This is a genomic window from Methylocella tundrae (assembly GCF_038024855.1).
Taxonomy (GTDB): Bacteria; Pseudomonadota; Alphaproteobacteria; order Rhizobiales; family Beijerinckiaceae; genus Methylocapsa; species Methylocapsa tundrae.
The window spans coordinates 1,887,855-1,906,719 of the sequence record NZ_CP139089.1 but is presented as its reverse complement, the minus strand read 5'-3'; the positions used below and the strand labels follow the sequence as shown (position 1 = coordinate 1,906,719).

Annotated in this window: 16 protein-coding genes; 9 read left to right on the top strand and 7 right to left on the bottom strand. The window is 63.6% G+C overall.

The features are described 5' to 3' along the window. Nucleotides 1-70 precede the first annotated feature (70 nt). Nucleotides 71-1,267: a DNA replication/repair protein RecF gene (gene recF / locus SIN04_RS11195; RefSeq protein ID WP_134489183.1), complete on the bottom strand. Its 1,197-nt coding sequence runs from the start codon at nt 1,265-1,267 to the stop codon at nt 71-73. 249 nt (nt 1,268-1,516) lie between these two features. On the opposite strand from recF, the gene SIN04_RS11190 reads away from it, so the two are divergent. Next, nucleotides 1,517-1,990, top strand: coding sequence for a GNAT family N-acetyltransferase (locus SIN04_RS11190; RefSeq protein WP_134489181.1), 474 nt, complete (start codon nt 1,517-1,519; stop codon nt 1,988-1,990). 141 nt (nt 1,991-2,131) lie between these two features. Continuing rightward, nucleotides 2,132-2,425: a hypothetical protein gene (locus SIN04_RS11185; RefSeq protein WP_134489179.1), complete on the top strand. Its 294-nt coding sequence runs from the start codon at nt 2,132-2,134 to the stop codon at nt 2,423-2,425. A gap of 71 nt (nt 2,426-2,496) precedes the next feature. Here the strand turns inward: SIN04_RS11185 and SIN04_RS11180 are convergent, their stop codons facing one another. The 3 genes from SIN04_RS11180 to SIN04_RS11170 form a co-directional block, all read right to left on the bottom strand. Then, entirely contained in the window at nt 2,497-4,332 is a 1,836-nt protein-coding gene (locus SIN04_RS11180) for an ABC transporter transmembrane domain-containing protein (protein WP_134489177.1), read from the bottom strand. A 284-nt stretch (nt 4,333-4,616) separates the two neighbouring features. Next, complete coding sequence (locus tag SIN04_RS11175) at nt 4,617-5,912, bottom strand: aminotransferase class I/II-fold pyridoxal phosphate-dependent enzyme (RefSeq protein WP_341264444.1); 1,296 nt, start codon at nt 5,910-5,912, stop codon at nt 4,617-4,619. After that, on the bottom strand, nt 5,909-6,121 hold the full coding sequence (locus SIN04_RS11170) for a hypothetical protein (protein ID WP_134489175.1): 213 nt from the start codon (nt 6,119-6,121) through the stop codon (nt 5,909-5,911). The genes SIN04_RS11175 and SIN04_RS11170 overlap by 4 nt, the downstream gene beginning before the upstream one ends. Between SIN04_RS11170 and hpnA the strand changes: the two genes are divergently transcribed. The 6 genes from hpnA (at nt 6,108) to SIN04_RS11140 (ending at nt 12,938) form a co-directional block, all read left to right on the top strand. Continuing rightward, nucleotides 6,108-7,106 carry a hopanoid-associated sugar epimerase gene (gene hpnA / locus SIN04_RS11165; protein ID WP_134489173.1) on the top strand — a complete coding sequence of 333 codons (999 nt, stop codon included), beginning with the start codon at nt 6,108-6,110 and terminating at the stop codon, nt 7,104-7,106. The two genes, SIN04_RS11170 and hpnA, sit on opposite strands and share 14 nt — an antisense overlap. Beyond that, on the top strand, nt 7,103-7,978 hold the full coding sequence (gene hpnC, locus SIN04_RS11160) for a squalene synthase HpnC (RefSeq protein WP_134489171.1): 876 nt from the start codon (nt 7,103-7,105) through the stop codon (nt 7,976-7,978). The genes hpnA and hpnC overlap by 4 nt, the downstream gene beginning before the upstream one ends. Continuing rightward, nucleotides 7,975-8,874: a presqualene diphosphate synthase HpnD gene (hpnD, locus tag SIN04_RS11155; RefSeq protein ID WP_134489169.1), complete on the top strand. Its 900-nt coding sequence runs from the start codon at nt 7,975-7,977 to the stop codon at nt 8,872-8,874. The genes hpnC and hpnD overlap by 4 nt, the downstream gene beginning before the upstream one ends. A gap of 13 nt (nt 8,875-8,887) precedes the next feature. Next, nucleotides 8,888-10,138, top strand: a complete 1,251-nt coding sequence (gene hpnE, locus SIN04_RS11150) for a hydroxysqualene dehydroxylase HpnE (protein WP_341264443.1) — start codon at nt 8,888-8,890, stop codon at nt 10,136-10,138. A gap of 92 nt (nt 10,139-10,230) precedes the next feature. Then, entirely contained in the window at nt 10,231-12,198 is a 1,968-nt protein-coding gene (gene shc / locus SIN04_RS11145; protein WP_341264464.1) for a squalene--hopene cyclase, read from the top strand. Nucleotides 12,199-12,221: 23 nt separating this feature from the next. Continuing rightward, entirely contained in the window at nt 12,222-12,938 is a 717-nt protein-coding gene (locus tag SIN04_RS11140) for a phosphorylase (protein WP_341264463.1), read from the top strand. Here the strand turns inward: SIN04_RS11140 and hpnH are convergent. Beyond that, nucleotides 12,828-13,976, bottom strand: coding sequence for an adenosyl-hopene transferase HpnH (gene hpnH, locus SIN04_RS11135; RefSeq protein WP_134489167.1), 1,149 nt, complete (start codon nt 13,974-13,976; stop codon nt 12,828-12,830). The two genes, SIN04_RS11140 and hpnH, sit on opposite strands and share 111 nt — an antisense overlap. A 198-nt stretch (nt 13,977-14,174) precedes the next feature. After that, a complete protein-coding gene (gene ispH, locus SIN04_RS11130) occupies nt 14,175-15,134 on the bottom strand; it encodes a 4-hydroxy-3-methylbut-2-enyl diphosphate reductase (protein ID WP_134489165.1) in 960 nt (319 codons plus the stop codon). 243 nt (nt 15,135-15,377) lie between these two features. Here ispH and SIN04_RS11125 point away from each other — a divergent pair, with 243 nt between their 5' ends. Then, complete coding sequence (locus tag SIN04_RS11125) at nt 15,378-18,044, top strand: MMPL family transporter (protein WP_134489163.1); 2,667 nt, start codon at nt 15,378-15,380, stop codon at nt 18,042-18,044. A gap of 121 nt (nt 18,045-18,165) precedes the next feature. On the opposite strand, the gene SIN04_RS11120 is transcribed toward SIN04_RS11125, so the two are convergent. Continuing rightward, entirely contained in the window at nt 18,166-18,804 is a 639-nt protein-coding gene (locus tag SIN04_RS11120) for a hypothetical protein (RefSeq protein ID WP_134489161.1), read from the bottom strand. Nucleotides 18,805-18,865: the final 61 nt, after the last annotated feature.

Below are 18,865 nucleotides of genomic sequence, written 5' to 3'. Positions count from 1 at the left end.
GCTGGAGCCGCAACGCTCGCTCAGGGGCGGTCGCGGCAGTTCGCCTCACTGCTATATAAGCCCTCTGCGCTCAATTGAAGGCGCTGATCCTGCCCGGCGTGACTTTCAGCATTTGCGCCTTGCCTTCGAGACCGGCAAAAGCGGAAGGATCGGCGCCTGTCAGCCAGACCTGCGCGCCAAGGATCGCCAGCAAATCATAAAGCGCGGCGCGTCGCGTCGGGTCGAAATGCGCGGCGATCTCATCGAGCAGGACCAGCGGCGCCATGCCGCTCATCGCTTTGACGAGACGGGCCTGCGCGAGGATGAGGCCGACGAGCAGGGCCTTCTGCTCGCCGGTCGACGTTTGCGCCGCCTCCGCCTGCTTGACGCCGTGGCGGACGCGCAGATCGCTCGACTGCGGTCCGATCAATGTGCGCCCGGCGCTGGCGTCGCGCCCGCGATTGTCGCGCAGGATGCGGCGATAGATGTCTTCGGCCTCGAGCGCGGGACGGGTTTCGATGAGACTGTCGATTTCTCCCTGAAGCTTCAGTTCCGCGAAGGGAAACCGCGAATCGGCTTCGCCCCGCGCATCGGAAATCAGAGCGGAGAGTTTTGAGACCGTCTCGAAGCGGGCGGCGGCGACGGCGATGGCGAGTTCGGCGACTTCCCGCTCGATCGCGTCGAGCCAGATGCGCTCGCTCGACCCAAGACGGTCTTCGAGCAGGCGATTGCGGCCGCGCAGAGCGCGTTCGAGCGCATTGACCCTTGCGCCGTGATCGGCGTCGATCGAAAGCACGAGACGGTCGAGGAAGCGCCGGCGGTCTCCGGCGGGCCCGGTGAAGAGTCCGTCCATGGCGGGCGTGAGCCAGACGACGCGGACATGATCGCAAAAAGCGCGAATGGACGGCGCCGATTCCCGGTCGATGCGATATTTGCGCGAGGGCGCCGCCGCGCCATTCTGCTCGATCCCGGTGCCGAGCTGGACGCCGCCGAGGGACGTTTGGATCTCGACCGAAACGGCAAAGCCGCCTGCGCCGTCATTGCGGGCGCAATCGCCGAGCTCCGCCCGGCGCAGGCCGCGCCCCGGCGTCAGCAGCGAAAGAGCTTCGAGCACATTGGTCTTGCCCGCGCCATTGTCTCCCGTCAGCACGATCGTCCGCGCGTCCAATGCAAGGTCAAGCGTGGCGTAGGAGCGAAAATCAGAGAGCGTCAGGCGTTTGACGCCAGCCTGCGCCGGATCTTCGCGCTTATGCGTCAAGGTTTCGGTCGGCGGAGCGGCGGCGTGCATGGATTCCCGGGATTTTGCTTGCGTCGCGCCGGCGCGCGGGATTGGCTAGAGAACTGCGGCGCTTCTTTGCCCCTGAAGCTCGAAGTGCTCTGGGGGATCGGTCAGCGGAGAAAATAATGGTTCGCGAGGCGAAATGCAGCAAAGCAGCAACTCGGAGGCATTTTCGTTTTCTTCAGCGCGGCAACCTCTTTCAGCAAAAATGCGCCGGATTTGATAGCGAACGCGCCTTCGGCGTCCAGAATCGCGCTGATGAACATGGCCGATGAGCTTCTCTCCTCCCTGCGCCGGAGGACCGACGCGGATCTTGAGCCCCTTGCCGATCTTTGGGTCGCGAGCTGGCGGGAAGCAATGCCAGATATTGATTTTTCCGCGCGAAGGGAATGGTTTTGCGGCCATCTGCCGGCGTTGGAGGCAGCTGGAGCGATGACGATCTGCGGCCGCGACGATGGTGGGCGCCTCCTTGGTTTCGTCACCTTCGATCCCGCGACGGGCTATCTTGACCAGATCGCGGTCGCGAGAGAGGCGAAGGGCTCTGGCGCGGCCGCAGCCCTTTTGCGCGAAGCCCGGCGGATCTCGTCCAAGCCTCTGTTTCTCGACGTCAATCAGGACAATCCAAGGGCGCTCCGCTTCTACGCACGAGAGGGATTTGAGATGGTCGCGACCGGCGTCAACCCGCATTCGGGGCTGAAAATCTGGCGGCTGCGCGCAGCGCCGCCCGGCTAAAATATCTTTTTAGAGCCCCTCGACTCCAAAAATTTTCCGGGAGGCCCTTGAGAAATTTTCTCAATCGCGTCATGAAGGCCGCGCATAACGTCGCAGCCGTCTCATGACCGCCGCGCGCAAACGCGCATGGAGATTTCACGAATGCTTCAACAGTTTGTCACGGTTCAGGATTTTGGCGGAAAGCCGCTCAAACGCGTTCTGATGACGACCTCCGAGCAAGGCGTCCATGTTGCCGATCCGGGAATGCTCAGCGCCATCAAGTTCGGCATTTCCGCGCCGATCGCCGTCAATCCCCGGCATGTCTTCAACTTTGACGAGCCCATCTTCGACGATCTGATGTCGCAATGGCAAGCAAAAAAAGAAACATGCGCCACGACCTGGGCGAAGCTCGGACAGTTCCAGGCCAGCGATCACGACGACGATTGCGACGACTAGTCGCGGTTGAAGCGAACTCGTTTTCGCACTGAATTCTGGTTTCGCGCCCTCTTGGCTGAGAGGGCGCTTTTTTATTCCGCCGCCGCCTGATCGCTTTTCAGAGCCGCCGCGCCGGTCTCGAATTGCAGCTTGGCCAAGCGGGCATAAAGGCCGTTCTTGCCGACGAGGCTCGCATGGGCGCCTTCCTCGACGACGCGGCCTTTGTCCAGAACCAGAATCCGGTTGGCGTTGAGCACCGTCGCGAGACGGTGGGCGATGACCAGCGTCGTGCGCTCGGACATGACTTTTTCGAGCGCGGTCTGGACCAGCACTTCGTTTTCCGAATCGAGCGCCGACGTCGCCTCGTCGAGCAGCAGGACGGGCGCATCCTGCAAGATCGCCCGCGCAATGGCGATGCGCTGGCGCTGGCCGCCCGAAAGCGTGACGCCGCGTTCGCCAGCCCGCGTGGCGTAACCTTCCGGCAAGGCGCTGATGAAATCATCCGCCGCCGCGCGCCGCGCAGCATCTCGCACCTCTTCGTCGCTCGCGTCCGGCTTGCCATAGCGGATATTGTCGGCGATCGAGATGCCGAAGATCACCGGATCTTGCGGCACGCCTTTGATCCGTTTGCGCAATTCCGCCGGATCGGCGTTCTTGATGTCGACGCCGTCGAGCAGGATGCGTCCGGCGGACGGGTCGTAGAAGCGCTGCAGGAGCTGGAAGATCGTCGTCTTGCCGGCGCCGGACGGGCCGACGATCGCAACGGTTTCGCCGGGCGCGATGTGGAAGGAAAGATCGCTCAGCGCATCCTCCTCGGGCCGCGTCGGATAAGCGAAGGCGACGTCCTCAAAGCGAATTTCGCCGCGCCCCGGGGAGGGCAGGGGAACGGCCGGAACCGGCGCGACGATGCTTGGCTTCAGGGCGAGAAGCTCGCCAAGGCGCCCGGCGGCTCCGGCGGAGGAGGCGATTTCGCCCCACACCTGGCTCAGTTCGCTCAGCGAGCTCGCCGCCAGAACGGCGTAAATAAGGAACTGCGACAGCATGCCGCCGGTGATTCGTCCCGCGAGCACGTCATGGGCGCCAAACCAGAGCACGCCGACGATGCTGGAGAAGACCAGAAAGATCACCACGATGGTGAGGCGCGCTCGCGCCGCCGCGGCTTTCTGCGCGGCCTCATAAGCGCCTTCGGCGGCGGCGTTGAAGCGCTCCGCCGTGGCGTGCTCCGCGCCATAGGACTGCATCACCCGCACGGCCGAAAGATTTTCGGAGGCGTAAGCGGTCGCCTCCGCCAGCGTGTCCTGCGCCTTGCGCGAGCGCTTGCGCACGAGACGGCCCGAGGCGACCAGCGGCAGCACGATGATCGGAATGGCGATGAGGACAGAGGCCGAGAGTTTCGGGCTCGTATAGACCATCAGCGCGATCGCGCCGGCGAACAGGAAAAAGTTGCGCAAGGCGAGAGCCGCCGTCGCGCTGAAGGCCGACTTCAGCTGTATCGTATCGGCGGTGAGCCGCGACATCAGTTCGCCGATGCGGGCCGAATCGAAGAAGGCCGCGTCGAGCCCGCAGAGATGCTCGAAAACCTTCGATCGCAAGTCCGCGACGACCCGCTCGCCCAAAGTGGTGACAAAATAAAAGCGCGCGCCTGACGCGATCGCCAGGATCGCGGCGACGCCGATGAGCGCGAAGAAATACTGGTTGATGAGGCCGGCGCTCTCCTGCGTGAAGCCGAAATCGATCACGCGCCGCAGCGCCATCGGCACGGCGAGCGTCGCCCCGGCCGCCGCCGTCACGGCGAGCAGCGCGCCGGCGATCCGCCCTCGATAGCGCGCCACATAAGGCAGCAGCGGCAAAAGCGCGCGCGGCGACGGCTTCTTCGGCTTTTCGACCGGTACGGCGACCGGTTCTAAAGAGACGGCGGTTTCGGTCATAAATCTCTACCAGCTAGCTTCGATGTGCGGGCGGGACTCGCCCGCGCCCGCGCCCGTTTATGAAGGCGTCGGCGCCTTCACGGCAATTCACGGTTTGGACATCAGGTCGGTCGCATGATGCGATCGCTGACGCTTTACTCCAGATTAAGGGCGGCGTCTTCTGTTCGCCCCGCTAGAGCATATTCCGATCAGATCGGTTCGATCTGATCGACAAGAATATGCTCAAGCTTTTGAATATCGAGCGATTTCTGGTCGATCGAATGACTCCATTCGATCGGAAAGCGCTAGGCGGCGGATTCGGCGCGATGGACAGCGCGCGCTTCGATCGCCGCGAGGAGAATGCAGAGCGCTATTCCCTCCGACGCGGCGCGCACCTCCGCGAGGGTCGGGAAGGTCGGCGCGAGGCGCAGGTTGCTGTCATGCGGGTCTTTGCCATACGGCCAGGTGGCGCCGGCGGGGGTGAGCGCGACGCCGGCGGCCTTGGCCAGCTCCACGACGCGCTGCGCCGTTCCGGCGGTGGCTTCGACGCTGATGAAATAGCCGCCCTCCGGCGCGGTCCAGCGTGCGGCGCCGGTCCCCGCGAGATGACGCTCCAGCGCCTCGGCGACGGCGGCGAATTTCGGCGCGATCAGAGCGCGATGGGCGTCCATGTGGCGCTCGATGCCGGCGACGTCGCGCAGAAAGCGGACGTGGCGCAGCTGGTTCAGCTTGTCCGGGCCGATCGAGCGCTTCGACGCGCTGGAAAGATACCAGCGCACATTGGCGGCGGAGGAGGCGAAAAAGGCGACGCCGGCCCCGGCAAGCGTGACTTTCGACGTCGAGGCGAAGATGAAGGCCCGGTCGGGATGGCCGGCGCGTTCGCATTCTTCAAGGATGTTGGGGATTTCGTTGCGGCGTTCCGTCAAATGATGGACGCAATAGGCGTTATCCCAGAACAGCCGGAAATCGGGCGCGGCCGCGCGCATCGCGGCCAACCGTGCGATCGTCTCGTCGGAATAGATCTCTCCGGTCGGATTGGAATATTTCGGCACGCACCACATGCCTTTGACGGAAGGATCAGCGGCGAGCTTTTCAACAGCGTCCATATCCGGTCCGTGGCCCGTCATGGCGACGGGCAGCATGCGGATGCCGAATTCCTCAAGGATCGCGAAATGACGGTCATAGCCGGGCGCGGGGCAGATGAAAGCGGGGCTTCCCTCTTTCGACCACGGCCGCGCCGAGCCGGGAACGCCCTTGAGCAGAGCATAGACGATGCAGTCATGCATCAAGGCGAGGCTCGAATTGTCGCCGACGACGACACCGTCCACGGGCGCGCCGAGAATGGGCGAGAACAGCGCCCGCGTTTCGGCGAGACCCTGCAAATTGCCGTAATTGCGCCCGTCCTCGCCAGCCGCGCTGAAATAATCGCCATTGCCGGGAAGGGCGAGCATGGCGTTGGCGAGATCGAGCTGATCCGGCGCGGGCTTGCCGCGCGTCATATCGAGCTTCAGACCCTGGCCGCGGAAGGCGTCATATTGGGCTTGAACGCTGCTTCGCAGCGCCGCGAGCTCAGGCGTGGAAAGATCGGCGATGAGGGTCATGGGCGCTCTTCTTTTTCAAACGTCAGGCAATAAAATTTGGCGTGTTCATAACGCTCCGCGCGCATCCGCGCCAGCGCGCGATCGCCGCAGTTTGGAAACCAGCCATTGACGGCGGTTGCTGAAATGATGCCATAGGTGATATTGCCGCGGCAGTGGGGCAAGAAACGATTTGCGCGTACACGGGAACTGGATGGCGTGACGGGTGACAAGGTTCTGGTCACGGGAGCCTCGGGCTTCGTCGGATCCGCCGTGGCGCATGCCTTGGCGAAAACCGGCTATCGGGTCAGGGTGCTGCTGCGCCCGACCGCGAGCCGGCTGAATCTCGCCAATCTCGACGCTGAAATTGTCGAAGGCGATATGTGCGATCCCGCGTCCGTCGCCAAGGCGATGGCCGACGCGCGGTTCCTGTTCCATGTCGCCGCCGATTATCGCCTTTGGGCGCGCCGCCCGCAGGACATCCTTCGCACCAACAGCGAGGGCACGCGCGTCCTGATGGAGGCGGCGCTCGCCGCCGGCGTCGAGCGCGTCGTCTATACGAGCAGCGTCGCCACCATCGCATGTCCCTTGAGCGGCGCTCCCGCCGATGAAACAGCGAAGCTGCCTGCGTCCAGCGCCATCGGAGCCTATAAGCGCAGTAAGATCGTCGCCGAGAACATTGTGCAGGAGATGATCGCGCGCAAACAACTGCCGGCCGTCATCGTGCATCCCTCGACCCCGGTCGGTCCGCGCGACGTGAAGCCGACGCCGACGGGCCGCATCATTGTCGAGGCGGCGATGGGCCGCATCCCGGGCTATGTCGACACCGGCCTCAATCTCGTCCATGTCGACGATGTTGCCGAGGGTCATCTCGCCGCGCTTCGTCAAGGCAAAATCGGCGAACACTATATTCTCGGCGGGCAGGATGTGCCGCTCGCCCGCATGCTGGGCGATATTGCCGAATTGTGCGGGCGCAGGCCGCCGCGGTTTCGCTTCCCGCGTCCGCTGCTCTATCCCCTGGCCCTTGCCGCCGAAGCCGCCGCGCATTTCACTCAAAAAGAGCCTTTCGTGACGATCGACGGCCTGCGCATGTCGAAGCACCGGATGTTTTTCAGTTCGGCCAAGGCCGAGCGTTGCCTCGGCTATGCTGCGCGGCCCTATCGCGAAGCGTTGAGCGACGCGTTGGCGTGGTTCACCCAGAATGGGCATTTGAAATGAGCGCTGTCGCGATCGAACCTTCAAAAACGCATAAGGGCGAGAATTTCCCGGTCGCCTCGAAGCTGATCGCGCCGCAGCACCGAGCCGCGATCCTCGCCTATTATCAGTTCGCGCGCGGCGCCGACGACGTTGTAGACAATGGGCTTTTGTCACCACAGCAAAAGCTCGACGGGCTCGACGCTTTCGAGGCGACGCTGCTGGGTAAAAGCGAAGCGGTTGCGGCGGCAAAGCCTCTGCGGGCGATTCTCGCCGCGCAGAAAAAATTGTCGCCGCGCCACGCGCTCGCTCTCCTGCGCGCATTCCGCATGGACGCGGTCAAGCACCGCTACGCCAATTGGGATGAATTGATGGACTATTGCGCCCATTCGGCGGCGCCGGTCGGCCGATTCGTGCTCGACGTCCATGGCGAGAGCGAAGCGACATGGCCTGCCTCCGACGCGCTTTGCAGCGCATTGCAGGTCATCAATCATTTGCAGGACTGCGCCGCCGACTATCGCAATCTCGATCGCGTCTATATCCCCGGCGACGCGCTTGCCGGGACCGGCGCATGCATCGGAGCCCTTGCCGCCGACAAGGCGTCGCCGCAACTCAGAGCCTCTCTTGACGGCCTCATCGCCAAAACCGCGACGCTGATCGAGACCGGCGCCGCTTTGCCGCCACAGGTCCGCGATCTGCGCCTCAGTCTCGAGACTGCGGTGATCGCAAAGCTGGCTCAGCGGCTCAACCAGATCTTACGCGAACGCGACCCTTTGAGGGATGAAGTTCATCTCGGCAAGGCGGCCGCGTTAGGCTGGGCCTGCGTCGGCGTTGCGTCCAGCCTTCCCAATATCCTGCGGCGTTTGGCGCGGCCGGCCTGGAAGGCGGCGCAATGATCGCCAACGCTCAAGCCGGGGCGGCGAAAGCCTGCCCCGAGCCGCAGAACACGGGGGCGGACGCCGCTGCGCATTCGCGCGGCAGCTCCTTTTATGCGGCGATGCGCATTCTGCCGCCGGCGCAGCGCGAGGCGATGTTCGAAATCTATTCCTTCTGCCGCGCCGTCGACGACATCGCAGATGACGGCGGGCCGGCCCCGGCGCGAAAAGCGGCGCTGGCGCAGTGGCGGAGCGACATCGACGCGCTTTACGCCGGAACGCCGCCGCAGGCCTTCGCCGCAAGCCTTGCGCCAAACGTTACTCCGGGGCTTGCGGCCGCGATCGGTTCCTTCGATCTGCGCCGGGAGGACTTCCTGGCGGTCATCGACGGCATGGAGATGGATGTCGACGCCGACATCAGGGCGCCGGACTTTGCGACCCTCGATCTCTATTGCGACCGCGTCGCGAGCGCGGTCGGGCGCCTCAGCGTGCGGGTTTTCGGCGTTCCGGCGCAGGAGGGCGGCCCGCTCGCGCATCATCTCGGCCGTGCGCTGCAACTCACAAATATCCTGCGCGACCTTGATGAGGACGCAGGGATCGGCCGGCTTTATCTGCCGCGCGAGGCCTTGACCGCCGCCGGCATCGACGAGACGACGCCGCAGACGGTTCTCGCGCATCCGGCGCTCGCCGACGCCTGCGCTCCTCTCATTTTGCGCGCGGAAAATCATTTCCGCGAGGCGCTGGCCATCATGGCGCGCTGCCCGCGCAAATCCGTGCGCGCGCCGATGATCATGGCGATGGCCTATCGGCCCATTCTGGCGCGCCTTCGCGAGAGCGGTTTCACGCCGCCGCGCGCGCGCGTCCGGGCGTCGAAATTTCGCATTGTGCTTGCGCTGCTGCGCTATGGGCTCGTCTGATGAGACCGGCCTGATGGCAAAAGCTGTCGTCCACGTGATAGGCGCGGGCCTCGCCGGGCTCGCCGCCGCGGTGCGCCTTGCGGGAGGCTCTCGCAACATCATCGTCTATGAGGCCGCCCGCCAGGCTGGCGGGCGCTGCCGGTCTTATTTCGATACGACACTCGGCATGGTGATCGACAATGGCAACCATTTGCTGCTGTCGGGGAATGCCGAGGCGCTGGATTTTCTGCGCCGGGTCGGCGGCCTCAAAGGCGTGTCGCAACCGGCCGAGGCTGATTTCGCTTTCGTCGATCTCGCCACCAAGGAGCGCTGGCGCCTGCGCCCCAACGCCGGCCCGCTGCCCTGGTGGATTTTCGCGAAGGGCCGCCGCGTTCCTGATACGGGCTGGCGCGACTATCTCGGCTTGGCAAAGCTTCTCATTCCGGGGCGCGACAAGCGCATCGACGAGGTGCTGACTTGCCGGGGCGCGCTCTATGACAGGCTATGGCGGCCGTTTCTCCTCGCCGCTCTCAACACCGAGCCGGCCGAGGGCTCCTCGAAGCTCGCGGGGGCGGTCGTCGCGGAGACGCTTGCACGCGGAGGCGCCGCCTGCCGCCCCATCGTCGCGCATGGCCTTTCGGCCGCCTTCATCGAGCCGGCCGTGATGCATCTCGTCAAGCGCGGCGCCGACGTCCGGCTCGACCATCGGTTGCGGAAAATCATATTTGCCGGCGACCGCGCGGCGGCGCTGGATTTCGGCGACGCGCGCGTCGATCTGAACGTGGAGGATGAAGTCATTCTCGCCACGCCCCCGGGGGTTGCGCAGGATCTGATGCCGGGCCTCGTCGCCCCGCAGGATTTCCGGGCGATCGTCAACGCCCATTTCAAGATCGCGCCGCCGGCGGGTCTGCCGCCCATTCTTGGCGTCGTCAATGGCGAGGTCGAATGGATTTTCGCCTTCAAGGATCGGCTGTCCGTGACCATCAGCGGCGCGGATCGCCTGCTCGACGCTGGGCGCGAGGAGCTTGCCGCGCGGCTTTGGGCGGAAGTAGCTGAAGCGGCGCATATTGATCAGCCGCTGCCGCCGTGGCAAATCATCAAGGAAAAGCGCGCGACTTTCGCCGCGACACCGCAGGAGAATGCGCGCCGCCCCGACGCCGTGACCAGCGTCGCCAATCTGACGCTGGCCGGGGACTGGACGGCGACAGGCTTACCCGCGACGATCGAAGGCGCCATCCGGTCAGGACATCGCGCGGCGGATGTGATCGCTGGCCGCAAGGCGTGACCGCGACGGCCTTCGGCGGGCAATGGATAAAGGAACCTGGAGTGGAAGGTAAATTTGGCTCGGCCGTAGCCGATGAGGGCGAAGCGCCCGGATTGGCCCTCGGTCAGATCGAGGCGGCGATTTCTAGCGCCCACAAAGCGCTTCTTGGCCAGCAGCGTCCCGACGGACATTTTGTCTTCGAACTCGAAGCTGACGTGTCCATTCCGGCCGAGTATATTCTGTTCCTGCATTTCCTTGGCGATCCCGCCGGCGCTGAGCTTGAAGAAAAGATCGCCGTTTATCTGCGTCGGCATCAAACTGCCGATGACGGCTGGCCGCTGTTCGCCGAGGGCGCTTTCAACACCAGCTCTTCGGTCAAAGCTTATTTTGCGCTGAAGATGATTGGCGATTCGCCCGACGCTCCGCACATGAAGCGCGCGCGGGCCGCCATTTTGAAGCATGGCGGCGCAGCCAACACCAATGTCTTCACCCGGTCGCTGCTCTCGCTCTATGGCGCGACGCCGTGGCGCAGCGTCCCGGTGATGCCTGTCGAACTGATGCATCTGCCGCGCTGGTTTCCGTTCCATTTGAGCAAGATCTCCTATTGGGCGCGCACGGTGCTGGCGCCTCTGGTGGTCGTGCACGCTCTGAAGCCAAAAGCGCGCAATCCGCGCAATGTTGGCATCGAGGAGCTTTTCATTGAGCCGGCAGACCAGGTGCGGCGCTGGCCGGGCGCTCCGCATCAGACATTTCCCTGGACGATGGTCTTCGGCGGCATCGACCATGTGTTGCGCTGGCTCGAGCCTTACTTTCCAAAACGCTCGCAGAAGAGGGCGATCGACAAAGCCGTGGCTTTCGTGACCGAACGGCTGAACGGAGAGGACGGACTCGGCGCGATCTACCCGGCCATGGCTTATTCCGCCATGATGTTTCATGCGCTCGGCGTTCCGGCTTCGGACCCGAGGATGATCCAGGTCAGGAAGGCGATCGACGGGCTCCTCATTATCAGGGCGGACGAGGCCTATTGCCAGCCTTGCGTCTCTCCGGTTTGGGACACGGCGCTCGCCAGCCATGCGCTGATGGAAAGCGCGGGGGCGGGCGCCAAAACGCCCGGTGAGCAGACCGGCGCGTCCGTACGGGAGGCGCTCAGTTGGCTCGCGCCGCGCCAGGTTCTCGATGTCGCCGGCGACTGGGCGACGCAAAAGCCGCATGTGCGTCCGGGCGGATGGGCGTTCCAATACGCCAATCCACATTATCCCGATCTCGACGACACCGCGGTCGTCGTTCTGGCGATGGATCGCGCCGCGAAGACCTTGCCGGGAGGCGGCGAGGACGCCTCTTACGACGAGGCGATTTCCCGCGCGAAGGAATGGATCCTTGGGCTACAGAGCGCCAATGGCGGCTTCGGCGCCTTCGACGCCGATAATGATCGGGAATATCTCAACGCTATTCCTTTCGCGGACCATGGCGCGCTGCTCGATCCGCCGACGGCCGACGTCACGGCGCGCTGCGTCTCCATGTTGGCGCAGCTTGGCGAGACGGCGCGCACGAACCCCGCCCTCGCGCGCGCGGTCGATTATCTGATCGAGGAGCAGGAAGAGGACGGCAGCTGGTTCGGCCGCTGGGGCATGAATTATATCTACGGGACCTGGTCAGTTCTTAGCGCCTTCAACGCGATCGACGCTGATCGCGGTCTTGAGGCGGTGCAAAAGGCCGCCGCCTGGCTGAAACGCATACAAAATGCGGATGGCGGCTGGGGAGAGGATGGCGAAAGTTATGCGCTGGAGTATAAAGGCTATCAGGCTGCGCCGAGCACGTCGTCACAGACGGCATGGGCTTTGCTGGGACTGATGGCGGCAGGGGAAGTCGATTCGCCGGAAGTCGCCTTGGGTCTGCGCTATCTGACGAAGACGCAAGCGGGGGATGGGTTTTGGACAGAGAATCGCTTCACGGCGACCGGCTTTCCGCGCGTCTTTTACCTGCGCTATCACGGCTATTCAAAATTCTTCCCGCTCTGGGCGCTGGCCCGTTATCGCAATCTGAAAAGCGGCAATCGCCTCACGACGCAGTTTGGGATGTAGACGCGCATCCGGCGAGGGGGCGCATCGTCGCCGTTACCGGGCTCAAGGCGGAGGCCAGGCTCGCAGCGGGGCCGCAGGTTCATGTCATATCGGGCGGGGGCGAGGGCGCGCGTCTGAAGCGCGAGGTGGAAGAAGCCGCCGCATCGAAAGCTTGCGCCATCATCAGCTTCGGCGTCGCCGGAGGCCTCGCGCCCGGCCTCGCGCCCGGCGCTATTCTGGTCGCGCGCTCGATCATCAGCGCTGATGGCGGGAGGGTTTACGCCGATCCCGCCTGGTCGCGGGCTTTGTCCGAAACGCTCAGTGCGCCGCTCGTTGATTTCGTAGGGGTTGACGCGCCGGTCGCCGGGAGTGCCGGCAAGCGTGATCTCCATCTTCAGACCGGCGCCCATGCGGTGGACATGGAATCGCATATCGCCGCGAAGATCGCCGCCGATCGCGGGATTCCTTTCGCGGCGCTGCGCGTCGTCGCCGACCCGGCCGAGCGGCAGCTGCCCCATGCGGCGCTGGTCGCCATGCGCCCGGACGGCGCCATCGCGTTTAAGGCTTTGATTGTCTCGCTGCTGCGGGATCCGGGTCAGATCCCACAATTGGTCCGCACGGCCCGCGATGCGCGGGCCGCCTTCGCGGCTCTACTCCGCGGCAGACAGATGCTCGCCGTCGGATTTGGCTTCTCTAATCTCGGCGAGCTTGTGCTCGACGTGCCGGCTGAAGACGAACTCGGCGGGCCTTTGCCGGTCTAGCGGAATATCCGGCGACATTGGCCCTGTCGTGCGAATGCCGCCGATCGCGACTTTCAACGCCTGCAAGGGATTGCTGAAGGCCTCATCGACAGCGGTCGCCTCGAAGCCGCAATGCACCATGCAATCGGCGCATTTTTCATAATTGCCGGTGCCGTAGCGATCCCACTCAGTCTCCTCCATCAGCTCCTTGAAGGTTTTCGCATAGCCTTCGCCGAGCAGATAGCAGGGCCGCTGCCAGCCGAACACCGTGCGCGCCGGATTCGCCCAGGGGGTGCAGTGATAGGTGCGGTTGCCGGCAAGAAAATCGAGGAACAGAGTGGACTGGAAGAACGGCCACGCCTTACCGCCCTTGCCGCGTGAGAATATGTCACGGAACAGCGTCTTGGTTTTTTCGCGATTGAGGAAGTGCTGCTGATCCGGCGCGCGCTCATAGGCGTAACCGGGGGAAACAGTGATGCCCTCGATGCCGAGCGCCGCGATCGAATCGAAGAATGAGGCCACGCGCGCCGGATCGGCATTGTTGAACAGCGTGCAATTGATGGTGACGCGGAAGCCCTTTTCCTGCGCGAGCTTCAACGCCTTCAACGCGCGGTCGTAGACGCCCGGCTGGCATACCGACTGATCGTGCATCTCCTCATCGCCATCAAGATGGATCGACCAGTTGAAGTAGCGGTTCGGCTTATAGCGATGAATGTTCTTTTCGAGCAGCAGCGCATTGGTGCAGACCGTGACATATTTGCGCCGGGCGATGGCGCCCTCGACGATCTGCGGCAACTCCTTGTGCAGCAGGGGCTCGCCGCCGGCGATGACGACGACCGGCGCGCCGCATTCATCGATGGCGTTGAGGCACTCTGCGAGAGGCAGGCGCTGGTTCAGGATCTCATCTGGATAATCGATCTTGCCGCAGCCGGCGCAGGCGAGATTGCAGCGGAACAGGGGCTCGAGCATGAGCACCAGCGGAAAACGCTTGCGCCCGGAAAGACGCTGGCGAAGCACGTACCCGCCGATCTGGGCCATTTGGAGAAAGGAAATTCCCAATGCCTGCTCCTCGCATAAATTGTGCGCCGACGGCGATCGGCGTTGCAAATGATGTGTTCCGTCCGGATCGCTGAACTGCCCCTTTCATAAACCGGGACGCCCGATTTACCAAGGCTTGACGGCGTCCGCCTTCGCGCGCGCCAGCTCAAACGGTGCGGATCAGTCTTTTATCGTCTTGTTTTCAAGAATAATTTCAACCTAAAAGTCAGCCGCTTCCCCTGATCGTGATGGAGACTCGGCGAGGAGTTCCGGCGGCAGCTTGAATTCGATATTTTCTTCGACCCCTGGCAGCGTCGAAACTTCGACAGGCCCTAATTCCCGCAGCGCGTCAATGACCTCGCTCACGAGGATTTCGGGCGCCGACGCCCCCGCCGTCAGCCCTACGACCGCGACGTCGCGCAAAACCGCAAGATCGAGTTCACTGCGATCGGCGATGAGGAAGGTCGGGATTTTGGCTTCGCTCCCGATCTCGCGCAGACGATTCGAATTGGAGCTGTTCTTGGCGCCGACGACGAGAAGCACGTCGACCAATGCGCTGAGGTCGCGCACCGCGCTCTGCCGATTCTGCGTCGCATAGCAGATATCCTTGGTTTCCGGCCCAACGATATTGGTGAACTTTCGCTTCAGAGCCGCGATGATGGTTTTTGTGTCGTCGACGCTCAGCGTCGTTTGCGACACATAGGCGAGAGGGGCGTTGACGTCGATGTCGAGCCGCTCGACGTCGGCTTCGCTCTGCACGAGGCGCACAGGGCCGGGGATGCGCCCGACCGTCCCTTCGACCTCCGGGTGGCCCGCGTGACCGATCAGCAGCACGGCGCGCTTCTGCTGAACGTAACGCTGGCCCTGGGCATGAACCTTGGCGACAAGCGGACAGGTGGCGTCGATGACGGGCAGTCCGAGTTCGAACGCTTCCTCTTCGACGCTGCGGGCGACCCCGTGGGCGGAAAAGATGGTCCGCGCCCCTCGCGGCACTTCGGCGAGGCTCTCGACGAACACCGCGCCCTTGGCTTTCAGCCGTTCGACGACATAGCCATTATGGACAATCTCGTGGCGGACGTAGATGGGCGCGCCATATTTTTGCAGCGCCTGCTCCACGATGTCGATGGCGCGGACGACACCGGCGCAGAACCCGCGGGGCTGGGCCAAGATTACCTTCATAAATTTACCTAGCGTCGAACCGGATGTGGCCTTACAAGCAGGCGACGCCTACTTTTAAACTTTGCGATCAGCTTGTAACAATGACAATCCTCTTGTCAAACGCCCGCCGTTTTCAAATGCTGAACGTTACAGGGGATAAAGGGTTATCCTGATCTTCCCGACTTTGGCGAAGTACATCATCTAGCCCCGCGTCCGTCTCACCAAGGCCGGATCCAGGCTCTTTCGATTGGCGATAGCACCCGCATGATCACACTCCCAGACAATACCGACGCGACGGCGCCATCCGAATCAAAAGCTCCCGAGCCTATTTCCCGGGCGATCACGGCCATCGTTGATTCTTGCAGACGACTGAAATGGCTCGTTATCGCGCTCGCGGCGCTGGTCACGATCGCCTCCGGCTACTATGCGGCGACGCATTTCAACATCAATACGAACACCAATGATTTCATCTCGGCGAAACTGCCCTGGCGGCAGAATCTGATCGCGATGGACAAGGCGTTTCCGCAGCGGGCGGATCAAATCGTCGTGGTCATCGACGCGAAGACCCCGGAGCTGGCCGAGGAAGCGACGGAGCGCCTGACGGAACGCTTGAAGACGCGCCCGGACCTCTACTCCTCGGTGCTGCGTCCCGATGGCGGCCCGTTCTTCAACAAGAACGGTCTTATGTACCTGCCTGTTTCGGAAGTGCAGAACACCATCGACGGATTGTTCAAGGCGCAGCCGTTCCTCTCTGTGCTGGCGTCGGACCAGAGCCTTCGCGGCGTGAGCGATGCGTTCTCCTTCATCAACAAGGGCGTCCGCACCAAGGCCGGAACTTATGATGATTTCGACCGGCCCCTCGTCGCGCTCAACGGCGCCTTCGAGTCATTGCTGGCTGGCAAACCGACGTTCTTTTCCTGGCGCGGCCTGCTCACCGGCGAGCCGCCGGACCCGCGCGAATTGCGGCGCTTCATCCAGGTCAAGCCCATCCTTGATTATGCCGCGCTGAAACCCGGCGAGGCGCCGAGCAATTTCATCCGTTCGAGCTGGCAGGAGCTTGGCTATGCATCGACGCCGGGCGCAAGGCTGCGCCTGACCGGCCCGGTGCCGCTCGCCGACGAAGAATTCGCTACCGTGGAAGAAGGCGCGGGAGTGAATGGCGCAGTCACCGCCCTGATTGTTCTGTTCATCATCTGGAGGGCGCTCAAATCCCCGAGCATCGTCCTCGCGGTTGCGCTCAGCGTCGTCGTCGGCCTCAGCGTGACGGCCGCGGTCGGGCTTTTGATGGTTGGCGCGCTCAATCTGATCTCTGTCGCTTTCGCGGTTCTCTTTGTCGGCATTGGCGTCGATTTCGGCATTCAGTTCAGCGTGCGCTACCGATCCGAGCGTCACAAGGTGGCGGATTTCGACAAGGCGCTGTCGCAGGCGGCGGCCAAGGTCGGACGCCCTCTCGCCCTCGCGGCGGCGGCGACGGCGGCAGGCTTCTATTCGTTTCTGCCGACCGACTATCGCGGCGTGTCCGAACTTGGACTGATCGCGGGAACAGGCATGTTTATCGCTTTCTTCTCGTCGATCACGGTGCTGCCGGCGCTGCTCGCCATCTTCAAGCCGCCGGCGGAAGCCGAGCCCGTCGGCTATCTCTTCCTCGCGCCTGTCGACGAATTCATGGCGCGGCACAGATATGCGATCGTGATCGGAACATTGGGCGTCGCTCTCGCGGGAACGCCTTTGCTCGCCCATCTGCATTTTGACTTCAATCCGATCAACCTGCGCAGCCCGAAGGTCGAGTCGGTCGCAACCCTTCTGGATCTCATGAAGGATCCGGCAACCGACACCAATACGATCGACGTTATGGCCCCTTCGGTCGCAGCCTCCCGCGAACTTCAGGCAAGACTCGCCGCTCTGCCGGAAGTCGCTCAGGTCGTGACGATCGAGAGCTTCGTGCCGATGGATCAGGACCAGAAGCTGGCGATCATCCAGCGCGCGGCGGCGGCGTTCGGCCCGATCCTTGATCCGGGCCGCGCGTTGGAGCCGCCGACCGACGCCGAGGATGTCGCCGCGCTGAACAAGGCGGCCGACGCTTTCGCGACCACCGCCGACGATCTGAAAGGCAAGGGCGCCGACGACGCTCGGCGTCTGGCGGATTCGTTGCGCAAAATGGCGGAGGCGCCGCCTGAGGTTCGCGAAGCGGCCCGCAAGGCGCTGCTGCCCGGATTGGGGACGATGCTCAGCCTGTTGCGTGATTCGCTCTCGGCGCAGAAAACGACAATCGCCTCGATCCCGCCGGATCTCGCGCGCGACTGGGTGGCTCCGGACGGCCGAGCCCGCATCGCGGTTTCGCCAAAGGGCGACGCCAATGACAATGCGACGCTCGCCCGCTTCACCAAGGCGGTGCAGCAGATCGACCCGAATGCGACCGGCGAGCCGATCGCCATTCAGGAATCCGGCGACACCGTCGTCCGCGCCTTTATCGAGGCCGGGATCTGGGCGCTGCTGTCGATCAGCGTTTTGCTTTGGGTCGTCTTGCGCCGCTTCTCGGACGTGCTGCTGACGCTCGTCCCGCTGCTGCTCGCCGGCGCCGTCACGCTTGAGATCACCGTCCTCATCGGTTTGCCGCTAAATTTTGCGAATATCATCGCCCTGCCGCTGCTGCTTGGGCTAGGGGTCGCCTTCAAGATCTATTTCGTGATGGCCTGGCGGGCTGGGACGACCAACCTCCTGCAGTCGAGCTTGACGCGCGCCGTCTTTTTCAGCGCGATGACGACGGCGACGGCCTTCGGCAGCCTGTGGCTCTCGAAGCATCCCGGCACCTCAAGCATGGGCAAGCTTTTGGCGTTGTCTCTGGTCTGCACCCTGGCGGCGGCGATCTTGTTCCAGCCGGCGCTGATGGGGCCGCCGCGCAAGGTCGCTGCGACGGGCGAAGATGCGTGAACGCGTCAGTGAGGGGAGCCGCGCGCGTCATCGAGCGCCGCGGCTCCCCTCAATAAGTCAAAGTATGACGCCGCCGAAAACGGATTGTCGCTTTTTGGCGTCATGCTCTCTTGGTCATGCTCTATTGAATGACGCGATATCTCGGCGCGTTATTGCCTTCGCTGGTGCCGCCGGTGCCAGCGCCAAGGGTATTCAGATCGCGGATGCCGCCGGTGCCAGATCCAATCGCGCTGCCAATAACGCCGCCGGTGTTGATGCCCTGATTGCTGGCGTCTTTGATGCCGCCGGTCGGAGCGTTGAATCCCGCGCCAAAGCCGTTGACGCCGCCCGTAGCGGAGCCAAGGCTCGTCTGATCGAAGATGCCGCCGATCCCCGCGCCGGTCGCATTGTCTTTGATGCCGCCGACAGCATTACCCATGCCAAGCCCCGTGCCGCCCGTTCCCGCGCCGATGTGCGCGGTGCCCGATATCATCGCTGGCGAACGCGCGCGATTGACCTGCGTCGCCGACGTCACGATGCCGGACGTTGTGGTGGTCGTTGTCGCGGTGGTCGACGTCGATGATGTCGTCACTGAAAAGCTGGAGGTCGTCGTGGTCGTGCTGCCAGCTCCGGCGTTGGCGGCGCCAAAGCCGGTGCCCGCGAAGCCGCCGCCTCGTGTAATGACGGGGTTGGTTGGCGCCGCGGTCGCTTGTTGCGCCAGAGCGAGACCCGGCATACCTATCAGGGCCGCGGCGGCGAGAGACAGCGTGGATGCGCGCATTGATAAATCCCGAAATTTAGGCTCAAGCAAAAACCGCTTTCGCGTCGAATCGATCCTATTC